The organism is Streptomyces sp. Je 1-332, from assembly GCF_040730185.1.
GTDB lineage: Bacteria > Actinomycetota > Actinomycetes > Streptomycetales > Streptomycetaceae > Streptomyces.
The window spans coordinates 5,592,841-5,612,781 of sequence record NZ_CP160402.1 but is presented as its reverse complement, the minus strand read 5'-3'; the positions used below and the strand labels follow the sequence as shown (position 1 = coordinate 5,612,781).

General features: G+C 70.7%; 17 protein-coding genes. 10 read left to right on the top strand and 7 right to left on the bottom strand.

Translation table 11 applies throughout. The features are described from left to right. Nucleotides 1-38: 38 nt before the first annotated feature. Complete coding sequence (locus tag ABXJ52_RS25565; protein WP_367045005.1) at nt 39-1,241, bottom strand: acetyl-CoA C-acetyltransferase; 1,203 nt, start codon at nt 1,239-1,241, stop codon at nt 39-41. A gap of 136 nt (nt 1,242-1,377) precedes the next feature. Here ABXJ52_RS25565 and mce point away from each other — a divergent pair, with 136 nt between their 5' ends. From mce to ABXJ52_RS25530, 7 genes are all read left to right on the top strand, one after another. After that, nucleotides 1,378-1,818 (top strand): methylmalonyl-CoA epimerase, encoded by a 441-nt coding sequence (gene mce, locus ABXJ52_RS25560; RefSeq protein WP_367045004.1) that lies wholly within the window; start codon nt 1,378-1,380, stop codon nt 1,816-1,818. Nucleotides 1,819-2,084: 266 nt separating this feature from the next. Then, the gene (gene scy / locus ABXJ52_RS25555) at nt 2,085-6,002 is read left to right on the top strand and encodes a polarized growth protein Scy (RefSeq protein ID WP_367045003.1); all 3,918 of its coding nucleotides are present in this window, start codon (nt 2,085-2,087) and stop codon (nt 6,000-6,002) included. A gap of 182 nt (nt 6,003-6,184) precedes the next feature. Continuing rightward, nucleotides 6,185-7,120, top strand: coding sequence for a cellulose-binding protein (locus tag ABXJ52_RS25550; RefSeq protein WP_160507257.1), 936 nt, complete (start codon nt 6,185-6,187; stop codon nt 7,118-7,120). Nucleotides 7,121-7,196: 76 nt separating this feature from the next. Next, nucleotides 7,197-8,192 carry an ABC transporter ATP-binding protein gene (locus ABXJ52_RS25545; RefSeq protein WP_367045002.1) on the top strand — a complete coding sequence of 332 codons (996 nt, stop codon included), beginning with the start codon at nt 7,197-7,199 and terminating at the stop codon, nt 8,190-8,192. Between the two features lie 3 nt (nt 8,193-8,195). Next, nucleotides 8,196-8,966: an ABC transporter permease gene (locus tag ABXJ52_RS25540; RefSeq protein ID WP_367045001.1), complete on the top strand. Its 771-nt coding sequence runs from the start codon at nt 8,196-8,198 to the stop codon at nt 8,964-8,966. Nucleotides 8,967-9,078: 112 nt separating this feature from the next. Then, on the top strand, nt 9,079-10,239 hold the full coding sequence (locus ABXJ52_RS25535; protein WP_367045000.1) for an ABC transporter ATP-binding protein: 1,161 nt from the start codon (nt 9,079-9,081) through the stop codon (nt 10,237-10,239). 158 nt (nt 10,240-10,397) lie between these two features. Next, complete coding sequence (locus ABXJ52_RS25530) at nt 10,398-11,183, top strand: ABC transporter permease (RefSeq protein ID WP_367049256.1); 786 nt, start codon at nt 10,398-10,400, stop codon at nt 11,181-11,183. 15 nt (nt 11,184-11,198) lie between these two features. On the opposite strand, the gene ABXJ52_RS25525 is transcribed toward ABXJ52_RS25530, so the two are convergent. Then, a complete protein-coding gene (locus ABXJ52_RS25525) occupies nt 11,199-11,531 on the bottom strand; it encodes an ATP/GTP-binding protein (protein WP_367044999.1) in 333 nt (110 codons plus the stop codon). A 210-nt stretch (nt 11,532-11,741) separates the two neighbouring features. Here ABXJ52_RS25525 and ABXJ52_RS25520 point away from each other — a divergent pair, with 210 nt between their 5' ends. Then, nucleotides 11,742-12,794 carry an LLM class flavin-dependent oxidoreductase gene (locus ABXJ52_RS25520; protein WP_367044998.1) on the top strand — a complete coding sequence of 351 codons (1,053 nt, stop codon included), beginning with the start codon at nt 11,742-11,744 and terminating at the stop codon, nt 12,792-12,794. Nucleotides 12,795-12,864: 70 nt separating this feature from the next. On the opposite strand, the gene ABXJ52_RS25515 is transcribed toward ABXJ52_RS25520, so the two are convergent. Next, a complete protein-coding gene (locus ABXJ52_RS25515; protein ID WP_361833650.1) occupies nt 12,865-13,257 on the bottom strand; it encodes an SCO5389 family protein in 393 nt (130 codons plus the stop codon). 212 nt (nt 13,258-13,469) lie between these two features. Here ABXJ52_RS25515 and nucS point away from each other — a divergent pair, with 212 nt between their 5' ends. Next, nucleotides 13,470-14,141, top strand: coding sequence for an endonuclease NucS (gene nucS / locus ABXJ52_RS25510; protein WP_367044997.1), 672 nt, complete (start codon nt 13,470-13,472; stop codon nt 14,139-14,141). A gap of 81 nt (nt 14,142-14,222) precedes the next feature. Here nucS and ABXJ52_RS25505 read toward each other — a convergent pair whose 3' ends face one another. The 4 genes from ABXJ52_RS25505 to ABXJ52_RS25490 all read right to left on the bottom strand — a co-directional run bounded on the left by ABXJ52_RS25505 (nt 14,223) and on the right by ABXJ52_RS25490 (nt 19,058). Then, nucleotides 14,223-16,709: an ATP-binding protein gene (locus tag ABXJ52_RS25505; RefSeq protein ID WP_367044996.1), complete on the bottom strand. Its 2,487-nt coding sequence runs from the start codon at nt 16,707-16,709 to the stop codon at nt 14,223-14,225. 215 nt (nt 16,710-16,924) lie between these two features. Further along, entirely contained in the window at nt 16,925-17,248 is a 324-nt protein-coding gene (locus ABXJ52_RS25500; RefSeq protein WP_160507247.1) for an STAS domain-containing protein, read from the bottom strand. A gap of 163 nt (nt 17,249-17,411) precedes the next feature. Further along, nucleotides 17,412-18,260 carry a 3-hydroxyacyl-CoA dehydrogenase family protein gene (locus ABXJ52_RS25495; protein ID WP_367044995.1) on the bottom strand — a complete coding sequence of 283 codons (849 nt, stop codon included), beginning with the start codon at nt 18,258-18,260 and terminating at the stop codon, nt 17,412-17,414. Between the two features lie 156 nt (nt 18,261-18,416). Beyond that, a complete protein-coding gene (locus tag ABXJ52_RS25490; protein WP_367044994.1) occupies nt 18,417-19,058 on the bottom strand; it encodes a TetR/AcrR family transcriptional regulator in 642 nt (213 codons plus the stop codon). An 84-nt stretch (nt 19,059-19,142) separates the two neighbouring features. Between ABXJ52_RS25490 and ABXJ52_RS25485 the strand changes: the two genes are divergently transcribed. After that, on the top strand, nt 19,143-19,925 hold the full coding sequence (locus tag ABXJ52_RS25485) for an ATP-binding cassette domain-containing protein (protein ID WP_367044993.1): 783 nt from the start codon (nt 19,143-19,145) through the stop codon (nt 19,923-19,925). The last annotated feature ends 16 nt before the right edge of the window (nt 19,926-19,941 follow it).

Below are 19,941 nucleotides of genomic sequence, written 5' to 3'. Positions count from 1 at the left end.
ACGTAGAGAAGGCGTACCCGCGCGAAAGCGTCAGGGCCTCAGGCCTTCGCCACCTTCACGATCAGCGCGTCACCCTGCCCGCCGCCACCACAGAGCGCCGCGGCACCCACGCCGCCGCCCCGCCGCTTCAGCTCAAGGGCCAGGTGCAGGACGACGCGTGCGCCGGACATCCCGATCGGGTGACCCAGGGCAATGGCGCCGCCGTTGACGTTCACCTTTTCCGAGGACACACCGAGGTCCTTCATTGACTGCACCGCGACCGCGGCGAACGCCTCGTTGATCTCGATCAGATCGAGGTCCGCGACGTCCAGGCCCTCCTTCTTCAGGGCGTGCTGGATCGCGTTCGACGGCTGCGACTGGAGCGAGTTGTCCGGGCCGGCCACGTTGCCGTGCGCCCCGATCTCCGCGATCCAGTCGAGGCCGAGCTCCTCGGCCTTGGCCTTGGACATCACGACGACCGCCGCGGCGCCGTCGGAGATCTGCGAGGACGTACCCGCGGTGATCGTGCCGTCCTTGGTGAAGGCGGGACGCAGCTTGCCGAGCGACTCGGCGGTCGTCTCGGCGCGGATGCCCTCGTCCTGGGAGAAGAGAACCGGGCCGCCCTTGCGCTGCGGGATCTCGACCGGGGTGATCTCGGCCTCGAAGATGCCGTTCTTCTGGGCGGCGGCCGCGCGCTGGTGGGAGCCCGCGGCGATCTCGTCCTGCTCGGGGCGCGCGATGCCGAGGGGGGTGTTGTGCTTCTCCGTGGACTCGCCCATGGCGATGTTCTCGAAGGAGTCGGTCAGGCCGTCGTACGCCATGGAGTCGAGCATCTCGATGGCGCCGTACTTGTAGCCCTCGCGGGACTTCGGGAGGAGGTGCGGCGCGTTCGTCATCGACTCCTGGCCGCCGGCGACGACGATGTCGAACTCGCCCGCGCGGATCAGCTGGTCGGCGAGCGCGATCGCGTCGAGCCCGGAGAGGCACACCTTGTTGACGGTGAGTGCCGGGACGTTCATGGGGATGCCCGCCTTGACGGCGGCCTGACGTGCCGGGATCTGCCCTACCCCGGCGGTGAGCACCTGACCCATGATCACGTACTGCACCTGGTCGCCGCCGATGCCGGCCCGCTCCAGCGCGGCCTTGATCGCGAAGCCGCCCAGGTCGGCGCCGGAGAAGGACTTCAGGGAGCCCAGCAGGCGGCCCATGGGCGTCCGCGCGCCCGCGACGATCACTGAGGTGGTACCGGTCGTTCCAGACATGTGCCACGGCCCCTTGGGAGGAGGAGTTAATGAGGGTTTACTTGAATGTACTGAGCGGTACGCCGCCCGTCATCGGGCGCTAGGTGTGATCGCGCGCACGTTGCGTAATCACCGCCGGAAGGGCTGCACTTAAATCATGCTGACGCGAATCGATCACATCGGGATCGCCTGTTTCGACCTCGACAAGACCGTCGAGTTCTACCGGGAGACATATGGCTTCACGGTGTTCCACACCGAGGTCAACGAAGAGCAGGGCGTGCGCGAGGCCATGCTCAAGATCAATGGTACGAGTGACGGCGGCGCTTCCTACTTGCAGCTCCTCGAACCCACTCGCGACGACTCCGCCGTGGGCAAATGGCTGGCCAAGAACGGCGAGGGCGTGCACCACATCGCTTTCGGCACCGCGGACGTGGACGGCGACGCCGCGGCCATCAAGGACAAGGGTGTACGCGTCCTCTACGAGGAGCCCCGCATCGGTTCCATGGGCTCCCGCATCACCTTCCTGCACCCCAAGGACTGTCACGGTGTGCTGACCGAACTCGTCACCTCGGCAGTCCAGGAGTCACCGGAGCACTGACCTCCGCATACTTGGGCCGGTAGGGTTGGGGGCGGCCGTCCGAAGTTCGGGCGGCCGGCCGTCCGTACGCTGGGCGGCAGCTTGCCGGGGTCCGGGTTTCGGGGGACGAGCGTCAGGGCAGCAGCCCAAGCTCTGCTGTTGATCTGACACCATTCCCCGTGGGCCCCGTTCGGCGGATGGACAGGGCTCGTACGAAACGTGCGACCTGAGTGGGGTCTCCCCTGCTCGAACGAAGTTCAGGGCTTGGGGAAGGATGGGACCGCGCAGTGCGGGGCTACGAACGCCAAGAGAGCTCGCGGGCTGAGACGGACCATCTTTCGCGGTTCGAGGCCGAGATGGACCGGCTGAAGACCGAGCGAGAGAAGGCTGTTCAGCACGCCGAAGACCTCGGCTACCAGGTCGAGGTGTTGCGCGCCAAGCTGCACGAGGCGCGCCGTAACCTCGCGTCCCGCCCTGCCTATGACGGCGCGGACATCGGTTACCAGGCCGAGCAGTTGCTCCGTAATGCCCAGATCCAGGCCGACCAGCTGCGCCAGGACGCCGAGCGGGAGCTGCGCGACGCTCGCGCGCAGACCCAGCGGATCCTCCAGGAGCACGCCGAGCAGCAGGCCAGGCTCCAGTCCGAGCTGCACTCCGAGGCGGTGTCACGCCGTCAGCAGCTCGACCACGAGCTGTCCGAGCGTCGTCAGACCGTCGAGTCGCACGTCAACGAGAACGTGGCGTGGGCCGAGCAGCTGCGGGCGCGCACCGAACAGCAGGCGCGCCGCCTGCTCGACGAGTCGCGCGCCGAGGCCGACCAGGCCCTTGCCGCCGCCCGCGCCGAGGCCGAGCGCGTGGCCGAAGAGGCCCGCCAGCGCATGTCGAGCGACGCCGAGTCGGCCCGCGCCGAGGCCGAGGCGATCCTGCGCCGGGCCCGCACGGACGCCGAGCGTCTCCTGAACGCCGCGTCCACGCAGGCGCAGGAGGCCACCGACCACGCGGAGCAGCTGCGTTCGTCCACGGCGACCGAGTCCGAGCAGGCGCGCCGCCAGGCCACCGAGGCGAGCCGGGCCGCCGAGCAGCGCATGGCGGAGGCCGAGACGGCGCTGCGCGAGGCGCGCGCCGAGGCCGACAAGGTCCTCGCCGAGGCCAAGGAGCTGGCGTCCAAGCAGCTCTCGGCCGCCGAGGGAGCCAACGAACAGCGCACGCGTACGGCCAAGGAGCAGGTCGCGCGGCTTGTCGGCGAGGCCACCAAGGAAGCCGAGGCCACGAAGTCCGAGGCCGAGCAGCTCGTCGCCGACGCCCGCGCCGAGGCCGAGAAGCTGGTCAAGGACGCCGCCGAGAAGGCGCGCACGATCACCGCCGAGGAGACCGCGGGCCAGCTCGCCAAGGCGGCCCGTACGGCGGAGGACGTACTGGAGAAGGCGTCCAAGGACGCCAAGGACACGACGAAGGCCGCCACCGAGGAGGCCGAGCGGATCCGCAGCGAGGCCGAGGCCGAGGCGGACCGGCTGCGCGCCGAGGCGCACGACATCGCCGAGGGGCTCAAGGGCACGGCGAAGGACGACACCAAGGAGTACCGCGCCAAGACCGTCGAGCTGCAGGAGGAGGCGCGCAGGCTGCGCGGCGAGGCCGAGCAGCTGCGGGCCGACGCGGTCACCGAGGGTGAGCGGATCCGGGGCGAGGCCCGGCGCGAGGCCGTCCAGCAGATCGAGGAGGCGGCCAAGTCCGCCGAGGAGCTGCTCGCCAAGGCGAAGGCGGATGCGGACGAGCTGAAGTCGGCCGCGACCACCGAGAGCGAGCGGGTCCGCACCGAGGCCATCGAGCGCGCCACGAGCCTGCGCAAGCAGGCCGAGGAGACCCTGGAGCGCACCCGCGCGGAGGCCGAGCGGCACCGCGAGGAGGCCACCGAGCAGGCCGAGGCCACGAAGTCCGAGGCCGAGGACGCCGCGCGGGCCCTGCACGAGGAGACCGAGCGGGCGATAGCGGCACGCCAGGCCGAGGCTGCCGACGAGCTGACGCGTCTGCACACGGAGGCCGAGGAGCGTCTCGCCACCGCCGAGCAGGCGCTGACCGACGCCCGCGCGGAGGCCGAGCGCATCCGCAAGGAGGCGGCGGACGAGACGGACCGCCTCCGTTCGGAGTCCGCCGAGCGGATCCGCACCCTGCAGTCGCAGGCCGAGACCGAGGCCGAGCGGCTGCGCACCGAGGCCGCCGCCGACGCCTCGCAGGCCCGCGCCGAGGGCGAGAACGTGGCCGTGCGGCTGCGTTCGGACGCCGCAGCCGAGGCCGAGCGCCTCAAGACGGAGGCCCAGGAGTCGGCCGACCGGCTGCGCTCGGAGGCCGCTGCCGCCGCCGAGCGCGTGGGCGCGGAGGCCGCCGAGGCGCTGTCCGCCGCCCAGGAGGAGGCCGCGAGGCGCCGTCGGGAGGCGGAGGAGACCCTCAGCTCCGCGCGCGCAGAGGCCGACCAGGAGCGCGAGCGGGCCCGCGAGCAGAGCGAGGAACTCCTCGCCTCCGCCCGCAACCGCGTCGAGGAGGCGCAGGCCGAGGCCGTCCGCCTCGTCGAGGAAGCGGACCGCAGGGCGACGGAGATGGTCTCAAGCGCCGAGCAGACCGCCCAGTCCGTACGGGACTCCGTGGCGGGCCTTCAGGAGGCGGCGCAGGAGGAGATCGCGGGCCTGCGCAGCGCCGCCGAGCACGCGGCGGAGCGCGCGAGGACCGAGGCGCAGGAGGAGGCGGACCGCGTCCGCTCCGACGCGTACGCCGAGCGGGAGCGCGCGTCCGAGGACGCCGCCCGCGCCCGTCGCGAGGCGAGCGAGGAGGCCGAGGCCGCCAAGTCGCTTGCCGAGCGCACCGTTTCGGAGGCGATCGCGGAGGCCGAGCGGCTGCGCTCGGACGCCTCCGAGTACGCCCAGCGCTCGCGTACGGAAGCCTCGGACGCGATCGCGTCGGCCGAGCAGGACGCGTCCCGCACCCGTGCCGACGCCCGCGAGGACGCCAACCGCATCCGCAGTGACGCCGCGAGCCAGGCCGACCAGTTGATCGGCGAGGCGCGCAGCGAGGCGGAGCGGCTGCAGAACGAGACGGTCGCGGAGGCCGAGCGGCTCAAGGCCGAGACCATCACGGAAGCCGAGCGGCTGCGTGCCGAGACGGCCACGGAGGCCGAGCGGGTGCGCTCGGAGTCGGTGGCCAAGGCCGAGAAGCTCATCTCGGACGCCACGGGCGACGCCGAGCGGCTGCGCGCGGACGCCGCCGAGACGGTCGGCTCCGCCCAGCAGCACGCCGAGCGCATCCGGTCCGACGCCGAGCGCGTCAAGGCGGAGGCCGCGGCCGAGGCCGAGCGGCTCACCTCGCAGGCGCGGGACGAGGCCGAACACACCCTGGACGAGGCACGCCAGGCGGCCAACAAGCGCCGCTCCGAGGCGGCCGAGCAGGTCGACACGCTCATCACGGAGGCGGCGGCCGAGGCCGAGAAGCTGACGAGCGACGCCCAGGAGAAGGCGCTCAAGGCCACCACGGAAGCGGAGGCGCAGGCCGACACGATGGTCGGCGCCGCGCGCACGGAGGCCGACCGCCTTGTCTCCGAGGCGAGGGTCGAGGGCAACTCCCTGGTGGAGAAGGCCCGTACGGACGCGGACGAACTGCTCGTCGGCGCCCGCAGGGACGCGACGGCCATAAGGGAGCGCTCCGAGGAGCAGCGTGACCGCCTGACCGCGGAGATCGAGGAGCTGCACGAGCGTGCGCGCCGCGAGTCCGCCGAGGCGATGAAGACGGCCGGTGAGCGCTGCGACGCCCTGGTGAAGGCCGCGGAGGAGCAGCGCGCCGAGGCCGAGGCTCAGGCCAAGGAGCTGGTGTCGGACGCGAGTTCCGAGGCCGGCAAGGTCCGCATCTCGGCCGTGAAGCGGGCCGAGGCACTCCTCAAGGAGGCCGAGACGAAGGTCGCCGAGCTGGTGCGCGAGGCCGAACGCGTCAAGGCGGAGGCACAGGCCGAGGCCGAACGGACCGTTGACGAGGGCAAGCGCGAGCTGGAGGTGCTCGTGCGGCGCCGGGAGGACATCAACGCCGAGATCTCCCGTGTCCAGGACGTGTTGGAGGCGTTGGAATCCTTTGAGGCCCCATCGGTCCCCGCTCCCAAGGATGGTGGCGTGAAGGCCGGCGCGGCGGCGGGTTCGACCCGATCGGGTGGCAAGCCGTCAGAGGGCTAGCCAAAGAACATCTCGCGTGCTTTGTAAGGACCTTCGGCACTGGCGCTGGCAAGTGCTCCGGCGGTTAGCCACTCAAAAGGGGTGTCATTCTCCAGATCAAACGGGCATCTGCTCGATGACACGCCGCTTGGACCCCTAGGATTCCCTCTATCACCTCACCGGTCTCATTCGACAGGAACCCCATGAGCGACACTTCCCCCTACGGCTTCGAGCTTGTGCGGCGTGGGTACGACCGCGCTCAGGTGGACGAACGTATCTCCAAGCTCGTCTCCGACCGTGACAGCGCTCTTGCTCGTATCACTGCTCTGGAAAAGCGCATTGAGGAACTGCACCTCGAGACGCAGAACGCGCAGGCGCAGGTAGCCGACGCCGAACCGTCGTACGCGGGCCTCGGTGCCCGCGTCGAGAAGATCCTCCGCCTCGCCGAGGAGGAGGCGAAGGACCTGCGCGAGGAGGCTCGTCGCGCAGCCGAGCAGCACCGCGAGCTCGCCGAGTCGGCGGCCCAGCAGGTGCGCAACGACGCCGAGTCGTTCGCGGCCGAGCGCAAGGCCAAGGCGGAGGACGAGGGCGTCCGGATCGTCGAGAAGGCCAAGGGCGAGGCGGGCGCGCTGCGCAGCGAGGCGCAGAAGGACGCGCAGCAGAAGCGCGAGGAGGCGGACGCCCTCTTCGAGGAGACCCGCGCCAAGGCCGCCCAGGCCGCGGCCGACTTCGAGACGAACCTCGCCAAGCGCCGCGAGCAGTCGGAGCGTGACCTGGCCTCGCGTCAGGCCAAGGCGGAGAAGCGTCTCGCGGAGATCGAGCACCGGGCCGAGCAGCTGCGCCTGGAGGCCGAGAAGCTCCGTACGGACGCCGAGCGTCGTGCCCGGCAGACGGTGGAGACGGCGCAGCGTCAGGCCGAGGACATCGTCGCCGACGCGAACGCCAAGGCGGACCGTATTCGCTCGGAGTCCGAGCGGGAGCTCGCCGCCCTGACGAACCGTCGGGACTCCATCAACGCGCAGCTCACCAACGTGCGCGAGATGCTGGCCACCCTTACGGGTGCGGCCGTGGCCGCTGCGGGTACGCCTGCCGAGGACGAGCCGGTCTCTCGTGGGGTTCCTGCTCAGCAGACGCGTTGAGCGTGTAGCCCTCGGGGCACTGTCAGAGCCCTCTGCCCAAGTGGCAGGGGGCTCTGTCCCGTTTTAGCGTGGCCGCATGATCGAGCTCGAGGGGCTGACCAAGCGGTACGGCGAGAAGCTGGCCGTCAACGACCTCACCTTCTCCGTGCGTCCGGGCATGGTCACCGGCTTCCTCGGGCCGAACGGCGCGGGCAAGTCCACGACGATGCGGATGATGCTCGGGCTCGACAACCCCACGGCGGGGGCCGCCCGGATCGACGGCAAGCGGTACGCCCAGCTGAAGGAACCGCTCAAGTACGTCGGCGCCCTGCTCGACGCCAAGGCCATGCACGGCGGGCGCAGCGCCTTCAACCATCTGCTGTGCCTCGCGCAGAGCAACGGCATCCCGCGCGCCCGCGTCCATGAGGTCCTGGACACCGTGGGCCTGACGCAGGTCGCCAAGAAGAAGGCCAAGGGCTTCTCGCTCGGCATGGGGCAGCGGCTCGGCATCGCGGGCGCGCTGCTCGGCGACCCGGAGATCCTGATGTTCGACGAGCCGGTCAACGGCCTCGACCCCGAGGGCATCCACTGGATCCGGAACCTCATGAAGTCCCTCGCCTCCCAGGGCCGTACGGTCTTCGTCTCCTCCCATCTGATGAGTGAGATGGCGCTGACCGCCGACCATCTCGTCGTCATCGGGCAGGGCAGGCTCCTCGCGGACACCTCCATGGCGGACTTCATCCAGCAGAACTCACGCAGTTACGTACGACTGCGCTCCCCGGAGCGTGAGCGCCTCCTCGATGTGCTGCACCAGGAGGGCGTCACCGCCGTCGAGGCGGGCGACGGCACCCTGGAGGTCGATGGCACGCCCTCGGAGGACCTCGGTGAGCTCGCCGCCCGCCATCAGCTCGTACTCCATGAACTGAGCCCCCAGCGGGCCTCGCTGGAAGAGGCGTTCATGCAGCTCACCGCGGAGTCGGTGGAGTATCACGCGCACGCCGACCACGCGGGGCCCGGCGCCGCCCCGCCGCCGCCCGGGCGGACCGCCGCGGGCTGGGGCGAGAGCTGGCAGCAGCCGAAGAAGGGGTCCTGAGCGATGGCCGCGACGCAGGTACTGAAGTCGGAGTGGACCAAGATCCGCTCGGTCTCGTCGACCGTGTGGACGCTGGGGCTCGCGCTGGTCGTCACGGTCGGGCTCGGCCTGTTGATCAGCATTCTGGCGAAGAACGACTACGACAGCCTCAACGCCCAGGACCGCAGGGTCTTCGACCCGACCTACACGAGCTTCGCCGGAATGAGCCTCGGCCAGCTCGCGATGATCGTCTTCGGTGTCCTCGTCGTCTCGAACGAGTACAGCACCGGCATGATCCGCACCTCGCTCTCCGCGGTCCCGCAGCGCGCCACCTTCATGGCGAGCAAGGTCGTGGTCGCCACGCTGCTCTGTCTGGTGGTGGGCCTGGTCACGAGCTTCATCGCGTTCTTCGTGGGGCAGGCGATGCTCGGCGAGCACAAAGCACTGATCGGCGATCCGGGCGTGCTGCGCGCGGTGATCGGCGGCGGGCTCTACATGACGCTCATCGCGATGTTCTCGATGGGCGTCGCGACGATGCTGCGCAGCCCGATGCTCTCCCTCGGCATCCTGATGCCGTTCTTCTTCCTCATCTCCAGCATCCTGGGCAACGTCTCGGCGACGAAGAAGATCGGCCGCTTCCTCCCCGACCAGGCCGGTAGCAAGATCATGCAGGTGAAGTCGCCTCTGGACGACGACACCCCGTACGGGCCCTGGGGCGGGCTGGCGATCATGGTGGTGTGGGTCGTGGTCGCGCTGATCGGCGGCTATGTGCTGCTGAAGAAGCGGGACGCCTGACCACAGGGAGTTTTTGCGCGCTCTTGGCTGGAACCGTCAGCTCCCCGTTATCCTCCTAACCCTTACGGGGGCGTGTGCCCCGACGTCCTGAACCATTCGATGGGTGCGGAGAATGATCGAGGCAGTCGGCCTGACGAAGCGCTACGGCGCCAAGACAGCCGTGTACAACCTTTCCTTTCAGGTGCGACCCGGCACGGTCACCGGCTTCCTGGGCCCGAACGGCTCCGGCAAGTCGACGACCATGCGCATGATCCTCGGGCTCGACCAACCCACCACGGGCCAGGTGACGATCGGCGGCTACCCGTACCGCAAGCTCCCCAACGCCCCCCGCCAGGTCGGCGCGCTGCTCGACGCCAAGGCGGTGCACGGCGGCCGGCACGCCCGCAACCACCTCCTGTGCCTCGCGCAGCTCTCCGGCATCCCGGCCCGCCGGGTCGACGAGGTGCTCGGCGTCGTGGGCCTCCAGGACGTGGCGAAGAAGCGCTCCAAGGGCTTCTCGCTCGGCATGGGCCAGCGCCTCGGCATCGCCGCGGCGCTGCTCGGCGACCCGCAGGTGCTGCTCTTCGACGAACCGGTCAACGGCCTCGACCCCGAGGGCATCCTGTGGGTCAGGAACCTGATGAAGTCCCTCGCCGCCGAGGGCCGCACGGTCTTCGTCTCCTCGCACCTGATGAGCGAGATGGCGCTGACCGCCGAGCACTTGATCGTGATCGGCCGCGGGCAGCTGCTCGCGGACATGAGCGTCAAGGACTTCATCTCGCACAACTCCGCGGACTTCGCCCGCGTCCGTACGCCGGAAGGCGACGTGCAGCAGCGCGAGAAGCTGTCCGCCGCGCTGAGCGAGGCCGGCGGCCAGGTCATGCCCGAGCAGGATGGCGCGCTGCGCGTGACCGGCCTTCCGCTCCCCCGCATCAGCGACCTCGCGCACGGCGCGGACGTCCGCGTGTGGGAGCTCTCCCCGCACCAGGCCTCGCTGGAAGAGGCGTACATGCGGATGACGCAGGGCGCCGTCGACTACCGCTCGACCGTCGACCAGCGCGCGGGGCTCCAGCAGCAGCTGCCGCCGGGCACGATGCCCCCGCAGCAGATGCCGGTGCCCGGACAGGGCCAGCCCGGGTGGTACGCACCGCCGCCGCCCCAGCAGGGCGGCCAGCCGTTCGCGATGCCGCAGGACGCCCCTCAGGGCCCTCCGCCGGGGACCCCGAACCCGTACGCGGCCGCCCCCGCACCTGAGATGACCAAGAGCGCCAACGACAACGAGGATGCCCGATGACCACGCCTCCGACTCCGCAGCCGCAGGCGCAGCCCCAGCAGGCACCGCAGCAGGCCTACGCCGGTGCCCCCGTTCCGCAGGGCGCCCCCCTGCCTCAGGGCGCCCCGATGGCTCCCCCGCCGGCCGCCCCCGCGCCGCCCTCCGCCTGGCAGCAGGCGATGAACAACGCCTACACCTCACCGATCCCGGTCAGGAAGACCCACCTCGGCAACGCCCTGGCGTCCGAGTGGACGAAGATCAAGTCGGTCCGCTCGACGATGTGGACCCTCGGCGTCTTCTTCCTCCTGGTCGTCGGCATCGGACTGCTCGTGGCCGCGAACACGGAGGACCGTGACTACGCGGACGTGCCGTTCACGATCCCGGCGTTCTTCGGTCTCGTGCTCGGCCAGATCTGCCTGATCACGCTCGGCGTCCTGGTGACGTCGTCCGAGTACGGCACGGGCATGATCCGTACGACGTTCACGGCGTCGCCGCAGCGTTATCGCGTGCTCGCCGCGAAGATCCTGATCTTCTTCGTGATCGCCTTCGTCGTCGCGGCGGGCTCCGTCCTCCTGGTGGGCCTGATGACCTCGGGGATGCACAGCGGCCCCGAGGCCGGCGACGTCGACTGGTCGGGTACGGTCCTCAAGGGCGGGCTCTACGTCTCGCTCCTGGGCGTCCTCGCGCTCGCCGCCGGTTCGATGCTGCGCCACTCCGCGGGTGCGATCACCGCGATGCTCGGCGTGGTCCTGGTGCCCGCGATCCTGCCGGTGTTCCTGATGATCTCCGAGGGCACGCGCCCCCTCGGCGAGAAGATGATGGACTACAACGCCATCAACTCCCTCGCCAAGATCTTCGACATGGACGGAACGGGCGGCGGCACCTCGCAGCTGCTGCTGCTCGTCGGCGTGACGGCGGCCGCGATCGTCGGCGCCTTCGCCCTCCTGGAGAAGCGCGACGTGTAGCCGCCTCGGGGGTCTTCAGTACCTCGGCGCGTTACGGGACCGCTGCACCCGCGTGGTGCGGCGGTCCTTCGCGTTCCAGCACGCCTTGTGCCAGTGCCTGCGCTCGTCGACGCCCGAGTGCTCGGGCCAGGCCACCACATGCGCGACCCCGGAGGGGATCTCCTGGTCGCAGCCGGGGCAGCGATAGCTCTTGCCGGCCGCGCTCGCGCCCGCGACGTGGCGCAGGCTCCACTGCTCCCCCTGCCAGCTCTCGGTGGACTGGAAGCCGCCGTAACGGCCCGTCGTCTCCGCGGACGGGCGCGGGCTGTCTTCTCCGGCGCCCTTCGGGCGGTTGCGACGCGGGGACACGGGACACCTCACGGGATGTACGGGGGCCAGGGTGAGTCCAGCCTACGCGGCGCGGACACGGGTAGGCGTCCTGCACCAACCCCCACAGATCCCCCCTGCATTTCGCAGAAAATCCGTCAATCTTCATGCCAAGCCGTGCCTTTGGCACGTGTCATGCGTTGTTGCCCGTAGGGGGAGTGCCTGCGTCGGCGCCAAGGAGGCAGGAGTGCGATGCGTGTAGGTAGTTTTGTTCTGGCCGCCCAGTTCCCGGGACAGGGGCAGGGAGAGGCGTTGCACCGTGCGGTGCGGTCCGCGGAGGTGGCCGAGGAAGCGGGCCTGGACTCCGTCTGGCTCGCCGAGCACCACTTCGTGCCGTACGGCACGTGTCCGTCCGCCGTGACCCTCGCCGCGCTCCTTCTCGGGCGTACGCGACGCATCCGTGTCGGCACCGCCGTGAGCGTCCTGCCGACCGTCCACCCCGTCGCCCTGGGCGAGCAGGCGGCCCTGCTGCACCTGACGTCCGGCGGGCGCTTCTCGCTGGGCGTCGGTCGCGGCGGACCGTGGGTGGACCTGGAGGTCTTCGGGTCCGGCCTCGACGCGTACGAGACGGGCTTCCCGGAGTCGCTCGACCTGCTGCTGCGGTGGCTGAGCGAGCCCAGGGTCGCGAGCGACGCGGGCCGCTTCCCCTTCCGCGAGGTCGCCGTGGTGCCACGGCCGCAGGAGGCGCTGACCGGGGCGGGCGACGACACCGGCGAGAGCCCGGAAGGGCCCGAGGTGATCGTCGCCTGCACCTCGCCGTCCAGCGTGCGGCTGGCCGCGGAACGCGGTCTGCCGATGTTGCTCGGCATGCACGTCGGCGACGAGGAGAAGGCCGAAATGGTGGCGTTGTGGCAGCGGCACGCGCGCGCCGCGGGGCGCACGCCCCAGGAGGTCCTGCGGGCCGCGCACGTCTCGGCCGGGGTCGCGCAGATCGCGGACCGGCGCGTGGACGCGGCGGAGACGCTGCAGAAGGCGATGCCGGGCTGGCTCAAGCAGGGGCTGGACGCGCATGTCACCGTCGATGGCCGCGCACGGGCCATGCGGGACCCGCTCGCGTACACGGAACTGCTCTGCGGACTGCATCCGGTGGGCACCCCGCAGCTGTGCGCGGACCGGATCGCGGCGACCTCGGAGCGCACGGGGATCACACGCTTCGCGCTGCTTGTCGAGGGCTCGGGCGATCTGGCGACGACGGAGGAGAACGTCCGCAGGCTGGGCGCCGAAGTGCTGCCCCAACTCGGCTGAACCGCTGGGGCGGGGAGCTGCCGCTCCGGTACTAGAACACCTCCCGCGTACGGAGCGGCAGCAAAAGGCGTCAGCAGTCCCGCAGTTCGGGCGACTGGTTGAGCAGCTGGCCCCGGATCGAGGTGAACCGGGCGAGCCTGTCGTCCACGGATGCGTCCAGCGGGAACACCGCCACACGATGACAGTTCTGGAATGCGAGCCGCACTCCGAAGTGGCGCTGCAGAGCGCCGCGAATCGCGTCACTCGCCAGCGCCCGCAGGAGCTGGCCGCGTGCCTGCTCGGTGGGTGGCGGCGTCTGGTTGTCGGCGAACTCGCCACCGTCAACCTTCAGCTGGGCCACCAGGGAGCTGATCATCTCCCACGCGTAAGGCAGGGAGGTCCGGACGCAGTCGACGAATTCCGCTTCATCGACCTCGCCTCGCTCGGCCTGTTCCAACAGTGCCGGTGAGACGTCGAGCGACATGGGTTCTCCTCTCGCACCCCCGGGGAGCGGGGGCTTCCGGACAGGGCAGGAGCCCGCACACGCAGCGTGCACGCACGGCGACCTCCTGCTTATACGGTAAGCACCGGACCCGCGCTGCACCAGGAGATTGGGAACATAACCGGCCAGGATCGAACAGGGCGATCGCCGGAGGAATCGCGCGCACCACCTGGGGTCGAGTAGCGTTGCGCCCCATGCGTCTCGTCATTGCCCGATGCTCCGTGGATTACGCGGGCAGGCTCACAGCCCATCTCCCGTCGGCCCCCCGCCTGATCCTTGTGAAGGCGGACGGCAGTGTCTCGATCCACGCGGACGACCGGGCCTACAAACCTCTCAACTGGATGTCCCCGCCGTGCACCTTGAAGGAGGGGACGGGGGACGACGCGGGCGTCTGGACCGTCGTGAACAAGGGCGGCGAGAAACTCATCATCACGATGGAGGAGATCCTGCACGACTCCTCGCACGAACTGGGCGTCGATCCCGGCCTCATCAAGGACGGCGTGGAAGCGCACCTCCAGGAGCTGCTCGCCGACCGGATCGAGACGCTCGGTGAGGGCTATTCCCTGATCCGGCGCGAGTACATGACGGCGATCGGCCCGGTGGACATCCTGTGCCGCGACGCCGAAGGGCAGACCGTCGCCGTCGAGATCAAGCGGCGCGGCGAGATCGACGGAGTCGAGCAACTCACCCGCTATCTGGAGCTGTTGAACCGCGACCCGCACCTGGCCCCCGTCAAGGGCGTCTTCGCCGCCCAGGAGATCAAGCCGCAGGCCCGCGTGCTCGCCACCGACCGCGGCATCGGTTGCGCCGTCCTGGACTACAACGCGATGCGCGGCATCGAGGACGACAAGCTGCGGCTGTTCTAGGAGTTCCCGTACGTGGGAGGGGGCCGGGTCCTGGTGGACCCGGCCCCCTCTTTCGTACGCATCGTACGAGTCGTACGAGCCTCAGATCGTCGACGCCGGGCTGCTGCTCGCGGGTCCGCTCGCCGAGTCCGAGGTGTCCGGGGACGACGGCGGGTCCGGCGTCGGGTCCGTGCTCGGCGGCGGGGTCGACGGCGGCGGCGTGGTCGGCGGCTTCGTCGTGGGCGGCTTCGTGGTCGGCGGCTTGGTCGTCGGGGGCTTCGTCGTGGGCGGCTTCGTCGTCGGCTTGTCCGTGGGCTTGTCGGACGGCTTGCCCGAGGTGTCGTCGGACGGCTTGCCGCTGTCGCTCGGCTTGTCCGAGGGGTCGTCGCTCTCGCTCGGCGTGCCGTCGTCGGCGGTGCCGGGGACGTTGTCCGGGCCGTCGCCGTCCGGGCGGCTCGTCGAGTCCTCGGCCGGCTTGTCGGCGGTCAGGCCGTCGTCGTCCTGGTCCTCGCTCGCCGACTGCTCCGTCTTGACCTTGTCGGGCGGGTTGTCGTTGCCGTCCGACGTCGCGCCGAGGGTCACCACGGTGCCGAGCACGGCGGCGAGCAGGGCGCCCGCGCCCGCCGCCACGAGGTTGCGCCGGGCGCCGTTGACGATGGAACGGCGGGTCGGTGCCGGGCCGCCCGCGCCCACCGCGGGCGCGGCCTTGCGGGTGACCAGGGTCTCGGGCTCCGGGGGCGGTGTGGGCAGCGCGAACGCCGCCGGTACGCCGCCGGGGGGCGACGCCGACTCCTCGTGGCGCGCGTCGGGCAGCTCTTCGCCCGCCGCCGGGCTCGCGCCGGGCATCATGCCGCCCGAGCGGTCGGCTACCAGGGCCAGGGCCCTGCGGCCCGCGATCATGCCGCGCTTGTCGGCGAGCGCGCCGCGCAGGCCGACGGAAGCCTCGAGTTCGACGCGGGCCCGGTCGAGCGAGCCGCCGCAGAGCGCGAGGATGCCGAGCTCGTGGTGGAAGTACGCCTCTTCGGCGACCTCGCCCGCGGTCCGCGCCGCCTCCTGGCCCGACCGCAGGGCACGCTCCCAGGCGCCCCAGTCGAGCCCTCCGGCGAAGGCCGGCGCGACGGTGCGGGCGAGCAGCACGGCGGCGCTCTCCTCGCCACCGGCCGGCGCCCCTGACGCGGACTGCCCCGCGACCAGGGCGCCGAGGGCCGCGAGCACGGCGTCGGCCTCGGCAACGACCCGCTCGGGGCCGACGGAGGGGTGCCCCGCCCACCAGGCGTAGTGCTGGGCGGCGCCCTGGGCGCGTTCGGCGGCGTCGTCCGCGTACCCGGAGGCCTCCAGCTGCGTACGCACTCCGGCGGCGAGCCGGTAGTGCGAGCCGACCGGCGTGACGAGCGCGGTGGAGACGAGCTCGGCGAGGGCCGCATCCGCGTGGGTGTCCCCCACGAGGGCGGGCAGATGCGCCTGGTGCGGCACCTCGCCGCCGAGCGCGACGGCGAACCGCAGCGTGCTGCGCGCCGAAGGGCTCAGACGCGAGGCGAGCAGCACCGCGGGCGCGGCTCCGTCGGCGAGCGAGGGCAGCGGGACGTCGTGGCCCTCGGCGCCGAAGGGCGCGTCGACCGGGGCGTCCGTGTAGTAGCCGTACTCGTCGAAGGCGTTCGGGTCGGCGCGCAGCTGGTCGCGCTGGCGCAGCAGGGCGCCCGCCTGGACGAAGCGCAGGGGCAGCCCCTCCGACTCGAACCACAGGTCGCCCGCCCAGCCGGCCTCGTCGTCCGTCAGGACGCGGCCGACCGCACGCTCCAGGAGTTCGAGGCCGCCGCTGCGGCCGAGGCCGCCGAGGAAGACCTCTTCGAGGTGCGATTCGGGGGACGGCGCCGCGACGTCGGGGGTCGCGGAGACGAGGAAGGCGCACTCGGGCGTCGCCTCGAGCAGCTCCTCCAGGGCGGCCGCGCCGAACTCCAGGTCGTCCAGGACGACGACCGCGCCGATGTCGTGGACGAGGTCGAGCAGCAGGGTGCGGTCGGGGCGGTGCAGCGGTGCGTTGTAGACCGCGGCGAAGAGGTCCTGGAGCAGGTCGCCGGGCGTCTTGTGGTACCCGGAGAGCCGTACGACGCCGTCCGGCGCGAGGTCCGCGCAGTCCTCCGCGACGGCGTTCAGGAGCGACGTGCGCCCCGAGCCCGCGGGACCCGTGAGCCGCACCGAGCGCCCGCGTGCGAGCAGGCGCACGAGCCGCTCGCGCTCCTCCTGCCGCTCCAGGAGCGGCAGCCGGGGCAGCACGGGCCCCGGCGGCAGTGGCGGCGCCGAGGCGCGGCGCAGTTCGGCGCGCTCGGCGGCGGTGCGCTTGACGGGCCGTGCGGGCCGCTCGCCCGGCGGGCAGGGTTCGATCTCACTGCCGTCGACGGGGTTCACGGTGAGCAGGAAGTCGCCCGACACGAGCTGGACGGTGCGGGCGAGCGCGGGCGCGGGCTGCCCGAAGTCCGGTGTCAGAGGATCGCGGGGCGGCCGCACGGGGCGCGCCGCATCGTCGTCGTAGATGCCGTCGTTCATGCCGTCATGGCCGTACTCTTCCGGTCCCCGGTTCATCGGGTCCATGGTCAAAGCCCCCCAGATGCGTTGTGTACACAGCCCCCTCCGGCCTTGTGCACACTGCGCTGTCGCTTCTGGTCCGGTGCCCCCGCTCGGGTGTCAGTCTTCGTCATGACGGTGGGCGACCGAACCCTAGACCTTCGCTCAGTATCACCGAACGGGCGGGGTACCGCGCCGTCCGAGACGTCACAGTCTCGTGAGGATTGTGCGCGAGAGGTGTCTCACACACGGGGCAGCGATTCGACCCCGATGCCGCCCTCGATGGCAAGGATTCTGTGCAGCCGGGTGGCCACGAGCAGGCGCTGCATCTGGGGCGGCACACTGCGCAGCACGAGCCGGCGTCCGCACCGTCCCGCGCGTCGGTGCGCGCCCATGATGACGCCGAGTCCCGTGGCGTCCCACGAGTCGAGTTCGGACAGGTCGAGCACCAGGTCTCCGGCTCCGTCGTCGACGGCCGAGTGCAGGACCGTTCGGGCGTCCGCCGCGCTGCGTACGTCGAGGCGTCCCCCGACGACCAGCTGGGCCTGGTCGCCCCTGATGTGCATATGCGCTCCCCGAGAGTGCTGAGTTTCCTGTGACGTCTGTTCCGTACGGCGTCTGCGTATGTCACTGCAACTGACTGCCGCATGGGCAAGGAAGTTGCCGTCTGTAAGCGAACCGATACCGAATTCACCCCGAGGAGTGACCCCACAGGGGAGGAAGCAGACTTCAGTGCTTGTAGAAGCCCTGCCCGCTCTTGCGGCCGATGTCACCGGCGTCAACCATCCGGCGCATCAGCTCGGGCGGTGCGAACTTCTCGTCCTGGGACTCCGTGTAGATGTTGCTCGTGGCGTGCAGCAGGATGTCGACGCCCGTCAGGTCGGCGGTCGCGAGCGGACCCATGGCGTGCCCGAAGCCGAGCTTGCAGGCGATGTCGATGTCCTCGGCGGTGGCGACGCCCGACTCGTAGAGCTTCGCGGCCTCGACGACGAGCGCCGAGATCAGACGGGTCGTCACGAAGCCCGCGACGTCGCGGTTCACGACGATGCAGGTCTTGCCTACGGACTCGGCGAACTCGCGTGTGCGGGCGAGGGTTTCGTCGCTGGTCTTGTAGCCGCGCACCAGCTCGCACAGCTGCATCATCGGCACCGGCGAGAAGAAGTGCGCGCCCACGACCCGCTCCGGCCGCTCCGTCACGGCCGCGATCTTCGTGATCGGGATGGCGGAGGTGTTCGACGCGAGCACGGCGTCCTCGCGCACGATCTTGTCGAGCGTGCGGAAGATCTCGTGCTTGACCTCGAGCTTCTCGAAGACGGCCTCGACGACGATGTCCGCGTCGGCGACGGCGTCCATGTCGGTGCTCGGCGTGATGCGCCCGAGCGCCGCCTCGGCGTCCGCGGCGTCGAGCTTGCCCTTGCTCACGAACTTGTCGTACGACGCCTTGATCCCGTCGGTGCCACGGGTCAGGGCCTCATCGGTGACGTCGCGCAGGACGACGTCCCAGCCCGCCTGGGCGGAGACCTGTGCGATGCCGGACCCCATGAGTCCGGCTCCGATGACGGCGAGCTTCCGTGCCACTGTTCCGACTCCCCTACCGCTTATCACGCCTGGCTTACACGCTGTTTACGTTTGCCCTTTGAGCGGACAGTAGCGGTCGTGAGCGCCGAGGTGGCGGCGAAGAGACACGCGTCACGTCTCAGATGACGGACATCACACCGACACGGGCCGTGTGCGTCATTCGGCCTCGCGCACCGCGTAGTTGAGGACCTTTTCGCCGAGCAGGTCCTCCATCTCGTCGAGCAGGACGAGGGCGTCGCGGGAGACCTCCGCGGGGTTGCGGCACTTGGTCATCTCGTCGCCGATCCACGCCATGAGCGTGCTGTGGACCCAGGAGAGCTGACCCGCGATCAGGCCGGGCATCGGATCGCCGTCGGCGGCCTTCGTCTCGTCGGCGAGGGTCTTCGCGAGGCGGTCGAGCGCCTCCTGCTGGATCTCCCAGAGCCGGGAGCGCAGGGCGTGGGCGTCGGTGATGACCCTCATGAAGTCGGCCCAGCCCGTGAAGAGGCCGACGTGCGGTGACACGCCTTCCACGTCCGAGCGCAGTTCGCGCAGCACGGCCGCGGCGGCGGACTCCCCCGCGCGACGGCCGCGTACATACCCGGAGAGCCGGTCGACGATGGCCTCGCCGCGGTCGAGGAAGAGGTCCTCCTTGGCCGGGAAGTAGTTGTAGACCGTGTTCACGGAGACGTCGGCGGCCTCGGCGACGTCCGCGACGGTCACCGTGACGAAGCCGTGCTCCAGGAAGAGCCCCGTCGCGATGTCCGAGATCCGCTGCTTCGTCTGCCGCTTCTTGCGCTCCCTGAGTCCTTCAGCCATGACCTCACTCTACGGCCACTGGCTTGGGCGACTGAAAACTTGGGGGCATTGCAAAATTTAAGAGACTCTGTTTTTGTGGTCGCCATGGCAATCATCAGCACGGCCGGACTCACCCAGACGTTCCGGACCAAGCGCGGCGCCGTCGAGGCCGTGCGCGGCATCGACCTCACCGTCGCCCCCGGCGAGATCCTCGGCTTCCTCGGACCGAACGGCGCGGGCAAGACGACGACGCTGCGCATGCTCACCACGCTCCTGACGCCGACCGGCGGCGCCGCCACCGTCGCGGGCCGCGACCTGGCCCTCGACCCGGCCGCCGTCCGGCGCAGGATCGGGTACGTGGCCCAGTCCGGCGGCGTCGACCCGAACATCTCCGTACGCGAGGAACTGGTCACCCAGGGGCGGCTCTACCGCATGACGAAAACGCAAGCCGCGGCCCGCGCCCAGGAGTTGGCCGCCGACCTGGCCCTCGCCGACCTGCTCGACCGCAAGTGCGCGACCCTCTCCGGCGGCCAACGGCGGCGCCTTGACATCGCCATGGGGCTCATGCACCGGCCCGAGGTGCTCTTCCTCGACGAGCCGACCACCGGGCTCGACCCGGGCAGCAGGGCCGACCTGTGGGCGCTCGTGCGGCGGCTGCGCGACGACCACGGCACCACCGTCGTCCTGACCACGCACTACCTCGACGAGGCCGACGCGCTCTGCGACCGCCTCGTCGTCATCGACAAGGGCGTCGTGGTCGCCGAAGGCACACCGAGCGCGCTCAAGCTCCGGTACGGCGGCTCCATCGACGCCTCGCTCCAGGACACGTTCCTGGCGGTCACCGGGCGCGACCTCGCCCCCAAGGACACGGCGCCCGTCGCCGTCTGAACCCCAGGACCCCCTC